Consider the following 5,937-nt stretch of genomic DNA (forward strand, 5'->3'; position numbering starts at 1 on the left):
TATCAGCACCAAACTGGTCAGGCTATAGCGGCCTGACTTAAAGCAAACTGCCTCCACAAAACCCGGTACGATTCATTGAGTCAGTTACAGCTGTGATGGAGCACGGGCCGGGCGGTAGCGTGTCTGGCGGTTAGTTAATCATCTATCCAAAGGGCTTGAAACGTTGCGTTCATGTATGCCGATGACATGAGTGTAAATCATCGTTGTACTAATATCGTTATGACCCAGCAACTCCTGAATATTGCGTATATCAGTGCCTGCACGAAGGAAAATTTGTATACGCAAAGCCTCCAGTAACGCTTTAGGAAGTAAGGTTCGACGGCATTTATCACCTTTGGCTTCACGAATGATCAAGCACTGCTGAGAAAAATCAACATCCTGTACACGCAAGCGAACCGACTCCATTACTCGAAGCCCAGAGCCATACATCAAACTGGCGACCAGTTTATGATCACCCTCCATAAAGCCTAATACACGCATGGCTTCATCATGTGAAAAAACAGTCGGTAAGCGCCTGCCTTTATTAGTTCGGGTAAATGCCAACTGGCCAAGATCTTTGTGCAGAAAGTGCTTATAAAGAAACACAATCGCATTCAACGCAGTTTTTTGCGTGTTGATAGCAACGTTACGTTGGTTAGCAAGATAGCTTAACCAGGCATCCACCTCGATAGCTCCCATCTCTTGTGGATGACGTTTCTGATGAAAATAAATGAAATCCTTTACCCAACCACAATAGGTTTTCTCTGTGCGGTAGGCCAAGTGCCGAGTGCGAACACACGCGCGGAACTGATCCATAAAGCGGACGGGGTTTGCAGGTAAGGGAGGCGGTATATCATCCATCAACAGATCCTTGTCATGAACCAAGCTTCAATACTGTTTTTATATACAGTATGCGATATATAGTCAAGACAGAGAACTGGAAAAATGATCGTAGAGGCTAAAATCTGGAAACAAAGTATTACAGCCATACTAATATATTTAAAATCATACACTTGTTACTAAGTTGGAAAATCGTGATAGTGGCCTCAATGATCGTTTTTCTCGCCAGACATGAAGACCGCACATGTCGTAGGAGATTGACCAGTCCTAGGTTTTGGATTAGTTTGAGTTAAATCAATATGCTGAGATAGAAGTCTTGGCAAAGTGGCCTTTAAGGCTACGATATAAATGTTAGAAACTGGTCGAGCGATGGATAAGCCCGAATATCTGTACCACGGTACTCGAAAAAAGCTTGATCTGCTAAATCCGACGCAAGGTGTTGGATATGGCATGGCGGATAACGAGCACGGCGTTTATGCTGTTTCGGAGCGGGAGTTGGCAATCCCTTTTGCAATTTCATATCGCCCTCTCGGCGACGGGGCAGTTTTCTCTGTTGAAACCTCGGAGCGTCCACCTCGTATCGTGCTAAAGGATACCGATGTCGATTGGGACCAGGTGGGATATGTGTAGAAGGTCAGGTCCGAAACTTTTGAGCAAATTGATTCAGAGCAGTGGTTATCCAGGGTTCCCGTTAAGCCGGTGGAAACTGAGGAAATCAAGCCAGAATCCTATCGGAACTGGGTTATGTACAAATCGGAAAGCTAGAGACCGTGCAAAAAGTTTCTAACCATGCCAGTCACGGCAACGGCTACTACATGCGGCTTCGCCTCCATTGCGTAGCCGCGCGTGCTGAGCGGCGTTAGCGAATATGGAGAATAGTCAACCATGAACGAAAGGGAGATTCCCGTCGGAGGCGATTTTAATCGGATCTTCGATCATCAAGACTATCTGGCGATGATAAGCATTCCCGATGAAGCAACCTGCGTTCTTCGAGCGCACCTTATACTTGAGGAAGTTTTAAACATCTGGGCCTCTAAATTAACGGCCACTGAGGATCTCTACGCGGGTACTTTTGTTCCGTTCAAGACTAAGCTCGTTATAGCGAAAAATATCGGGCTGGATGCTGACATCTTCAAGCTATTTGACAAGATCAACGAAGTCAGGAATCGCTTCTCTCATCGAAAGGGCTATAAGCTTGAAGGTTCGTTAATTGATTCGCTGAAAGATCAGGTTAATAACGTTGTTCCGGGGGCTCAAGTTTCACCGTGTGAAAGCCTACATGCATACGTTTCTGGCAAGAATGCGGAAGGTGAGCGTGTGGAAAAGAAATACACTTGGGCCGACAGCGATCACCGGATAAAATTCGTGATCATTTTTGTTGCGGCGATCCTAAGAATAACTAGTTGGATACAAGCTGAGTTCAATCGACGGAATATTAAGTTCACTTTGATTTCCACAATCGATTGCTAACAATCGGCTGCACAGCGACCGATTTTCCGCCGCTTCGCGGTTCCAAACCGGCGCGTGAGCCGGGCGTTATGTGGGGCTATGTACACAGCACTACAAGGAACCATAGCTTTACTAGAATTTGAAAAATGGGTGATGTGATGCCGGGATTATTTTCAGCCATATTGGCTTTTGTACTTTTAGCTTATTCAGAAGAGTATGGAGCTCTAATCGGGCTAATATCTCTGTTTCTAGTAGGAGGAATGCTTCATGGAATGGTTCAGAGGTACATCATTTTGGACACCGATGAAGATGACCCTCTTTATGAAGCAACCAGACTAACTAGAACAAAGATGATGTGGGGCTTGCGTGCATTAGCTGCTTACGGAATTTACGTCACATATTTTGGCTATAGCAGAGCAGAACTAATGGATAGGTTGGGAACATACTTTGGGTGAAATACCACATAACCAAGTACTGTTGTCGCCACACTTCGTGTGCCCGGGAACTTCGCGGCTACGCAGCTTTAGCCCCAAAGTGCGACGCTATGTGAATTGGAGGCTCTGATGAATACAAGCAACTTTGATGCATTTAATCGAATTACACTTCACCTGCTCGTCAAATTGTTCGAGGTATTTCCAGGTCATTTAGATGTAGATTCGAATGCCCTCGGTCTTGATGCCAAGCCTAAGGATACAAACGAAACAGAAGATGAGCTTTGGGAAAGTATGATCCTTGCAGGTAATACGGTCACTTGGCTCAAGTCTGAGGGGTTCATTGAGGTTGGCAGTGTATCTTATGGGGGCCATTATTCGCAGGTGAGGTTGACCTTGAAGGGGTTAACTTTGCTGGGATATGCACCACCGACTATGGAAAACGATTCTAAGTATCAAAACCTCGCAGAAAAAGCACAAAGCGTCCTCGCTGATGGTGCACGAGGTGCCGTAACAGAAGTAGTGAAAGAGCTATTTGTTGGAGGGCTTCGATATTTACCTCAGGTTTTCACATAACCAAGCCAAGCACAGCGACAGCTTTTACGTTCTGGCTACGCCTCCACTACAAAGCTGCTCGTGTTGGCAGCGTTGAGACTGTCGGATAAGTCCCCCAGCCCTTGGCTGGTGGCACAGTGATCCGCTAAAATCGCTGAATTGAATTTGAGATCAGAGGTGGCAAGGGATGGCGCGGTACAAGCACTACGATTACAACCAGACCAAGATGATTCCGCTGCGTTTCGCGGATCAAATCCAACCTGGCTCCTTTGAATATACGCTGAACCACGTCGTGGATAATGATCTCGATCTCAGCGTGTTTGAATCCCGCTATCGCAATGACGTCAACGGTGCTCCGGCTTATGATCCGGCGATTCTGCTGAAGGTGGTGTTATTCGCTTACTCCCGAGGCATCACCAGTAGCCGCAAGATTGCTCAGGCATGTCGTGAGAATGTGATTTTTATGGCGCTGTCGGCTGACAGCCAACCTCATCACAGCACGATTGCAGACTTTATCTCCCGCATGGATGAAGTGATCGCGCCACTGTTTACACATGTTCTGATGGTATGTGATGGTCTCAACCTGATTGGTCGGGAAATGTTTGCCATTGATGGCTGCAAGCTACCCTCTAATGCAGCAAAAGAGTGGAGTGGTACGCGAGCCGAATTAAACCGTAAACAAGCTAAGATAGACCGTGCGGTTTCACGCATGCTGACCGCGCATCAGCACGATGACCGTCAGGATCAACCGCCTGAAATCCTCGCCCGTGAACAGGCCCAGATTGAAAAACTTGAAAAGGTCTCTGCCAAGATAAAAAAGCACTTAGCGACCGCGCCTGAACGGCTCGGTCAGCGTGGCACACCGGTCAAGGGAAATATCACTGATCCCGATAGTGCCAAGATGAAGACATCGAAAGGTGTCATTCAGGGCTACAATGGCGTAGCGGCTGTCGATAACAAACACCAGATCATCGTCCATGCTCACGCTTATGGCGCGGGTCAAGAACAGCACACCCTGGAACCCATGCTAATGGGCATACAGCGCCAGTTCCGACAGATACAACCAGACTGCTCGATTCTGCGTGAAGCCAAGATCACGGCTGACAGTGGATTCCACAGTGATGCCAATATGAAGCTGATCTATCGCTTGGGCATCGATGGTTACATTGCCGATAACCAGTTCCGTAAACGCGATCCACGCTTTGCTGAATCCGTAACCTTCAAAACAGCCAAGGCACAACGGCGTAAAGAACGTGGTGGCCAGGCAGCACAACGCTTTACCCCTGCTGATTTTGATTATGATCCGTTGACGGAAACCTGCCGCTGCCCGGCAGGTCAACCGATGTGGAAACGCTTCAAGGGACTGATAGATGAACAAGCAACTATAAGCTTCCAGGGCTACCGCCAACACTGTCGAGACTGCTCTCTAAAACATCAGTGCCTGCGCCGAGCTAATCAACAAGATGGACGGCAAGTGAGCTTTGCACTGGGTGAGCGCAAACCCCTATCCAGTTTTATCGAGAAAATGAAGCAGAAGATCGATAGCCCAATGGGACGCCATATCTACAGCCAACGCTTGGGTACGGTTGAACCGGTGTTTGGCAACCTGGAAAGCAACAAAGGATTGAATCGGTTTACACTGAGAGGGAAATCCAAGGTCAATGCCCAGTGGTTGATGTACTGCATGGTGCATAACCTTGAGAAAATTGCGACACAGGGGGAATACAGGCATTAACGGAGCCAAAAGCCTCTGCAGGGTGGCTGTGACTGCCTTAGATAATGAATATCGGCTGTTTGAATGAGTAAAACGATTTACTGATTTGAGCAGGTCACAATTAACAGAATGAAGCAGGCGCTGTCGATGCTGGGGATTTTGATTTCAAAATGTCTAATCCGACAGGCTCGTTAGAACTTTATAAGGAACACGGAGTGAGTGAACTAGTCTTATACGTTGGTCTTGGTATTTTTGTTATTGGTGGGATTGGTTTGCTAATAGCAGCTTTCAGAACAAGTATTCTGTGGGGGCTTGCCGTCTTATTTATTGCGCCAGTGGCTATAATCTACTTATTTGCCCATTGGCAGGACGCTAAGGGTGCTTTCAAAATACAAGTATTCGGATTCATGATAATGGTTGTCTTTGCTTATATGAGTGGTGGAGTTTCATCGATCACGCCGTCGAGTTCTAGCTTTCCAAGCGAAGTGTTTTCTGCTCCCGCAAACTCAACTTTTTCTACAGAAAATGCACCAAGCCAACAATTCAGATGCGATGGCCGAACTCACTGCTCTCAGATGACTTCCTGTGCAGAAGCGAATTATTTTCTGAGATACTGTCCAAATACAAAAATGGATGGTAACAACGATGGGGTACCATGTGAGCGACAGTGGTGCAGGTGATAAAAGGTGTTCTAACAAGGCAAATGCACTCGGACGCCAAAAGCGCCGCTTCGCTCTGCTTTTTGGTGCCGGTGATTTGCGGCGTTAGGCAAAGGAGATACATATGAGTGACTGGGACTTTCTTCATGAAATGAGAGATGAAGGCTATAGCCCTGAGGACATAACTGATGCGGCCGCTTCTGGTGCTTCGCCTCGGGAGTGGGAATACATTGAAAAGCAAGAGAGAAAGATGGAGTTGGAAGAACTTAAACTACTGAGAGACTCGGGGCAAGTTTCTCCCGACGAGTTT

General features: G+C 47.1%; 8 protein-coding genes. 7 read left to right on the top strand and 1 reads right to left on the bottom strand.

Annotation, left to right across the window (positions count from 1 at the left end):
* Nucleotides 1-138: 138 nt before the first annotated feature.
* Nucleotides 139-840: a phage integrase N-terminal SAM-like domain-containing protein gene (locus ACN0R1_RS20950; protein ID WP_417586102.1), complete on the bottom strand. Its 702-nt coding sequence runs from the start codon at nt 838-840 to the stop codon at nt 139-141.
* A 348-nt stretch (nt 841-1,188) separates the two neighbouring features.
* Between ACN0R1_RS20950 and ACN0R1_RS20955 the strand changes: the two genes are divergently transcribed.
* The 7 genes from ACN0R1_RS20955 to ACN0R1_RS20985 all read left to right on the top strand — a co-directional run.
* Complete coding sequence (locus tag ACN0R1_RS20955; protein ID WP_417586103.1) at nt 1,189-1,449, top strand: hypothetical protein; 261 nt, start codon at nt 1,189-1,191, stop codon at nt 1,447-1,449.
* A gap of 255 nt (nt 1,450-1,704) precedes the next feature.
* Nucleotides 1,705-2,289 carry a hypothetical protein gene (locus ACN0R1_RS20960; RefSeq protein WP_417586104.1) on the top strand — a complete coding sequence of 195 codons (585 nt, stop codon included), beginning with the start codon at nt 1,705-1,707 and terminating at the stop codon, nt 2,287-2,289.
* Between the two features lie 125 nt (nt 2,290-2,414).
* A complete protein-coding gene (locus ACN0R1_RS20965) occupies nt 2,415-2,723 on the top strand; it encodes a hypothetical protein (RefSeq protein WP_417586105.1) in 309 nt (102 codons plus the stop codon).
* A gap of 108 nt (nt 2,724-2,831) precedes the next feature.
* Complete coding sequence (locus ACN0R1_RS20970) at nt 2,832-3,275, top strand: hypothetical protein (protein WP_417586106.1); 444 nt, start codon at nt 2,832-2,834, stop codon at nt 3,273-3,275.
* Nucleotides 3,276-3,441: 166 nt separating this feature from the next.
* Nucleotides 3,442-4,989, top strand: a complete 1,548-nt coding sequence (locus tag ACN0R1_RS20975) for an IS1182 family transposase (protein ID WP_417586107.1) — start codon at nt 3,442-3,444, stop codon at nt 4,987-4,989.
* 194 nt (nt 4,990-5,183) lie between these two features.
* Entirely contained in the window at nt 5,184-5,648 is a 465-nt protein-coding gene (locus ACN0R1_RS20980) for an excalibur calcium-binding domain-containing protein (RefSeq protein ID WP_417586108.1), read from the top strand.
* A 103-nt stretch (nt 5,649-5,751) separates the two neighbouring features.
* The coding region (locus ACN0R1_RS20985; protein WP_417586109.1) for a hypothetical protein at nt 5,752-5,937 on the top strand (186 nt) is incomplete at its 3' end.

The organism is Nitrincola sp. (assembly GCF_048264025.1).
Lineage (GTDB): Bacteria > Pseudomonadota > Gammaproteobacteria > Pseudomonadales > Balneatricaceae > Nitrincola.

What these genes read in the sequence shown, in the direction of transcription:
- ACN0R1_RS20975 (WP_417586107.1), top strand. Translation starts at nt 3,442, where the DNA reads ATGGCGCGGTACAAGCACTACGATTACAACCAGACCAAGATGATTCCG.
- ACN0R1_RS20960 (WP_417586104.1), top strand. Translation starts at nt 1,705, where the DNA reads ATGAACGAAAGGGAGATTCCCGTCGGAGGCGATTTTAATCGGATCTTC.
- ACN0R1_RS20965 (WP_417586105.1), top strand. Translation starts at nt 2,415, where the DNA reads ATGGGTGATGTGATGCCGGGATTATTTTCAGCCATATTGGCTTTTGTA.
- ACN0R1_RS20950 (WP_417586102.1), bottom strand. Translation starts at nt 840, where the DNA reads ATGGATGATATACCGCCTCCCTTACCTGCAAACCCCGTCCGCTTTATG.
- ACN0R1_RS20970 (WP_417586106.1), top strand. Translation starts at nt 2,832, where the DNA reads ATGAATACAAGCAACTTTGATGCATTTAATCGAATTACACTTCACCTG.
- ACN0R1_RS20955 (WP_417586103.1), top strand. Translation starts at nt 1,189, where the DNA reads ATGGATAAGCCCGAATATCTGTACCACGGTACTCGAAAAAAGCTTGAT.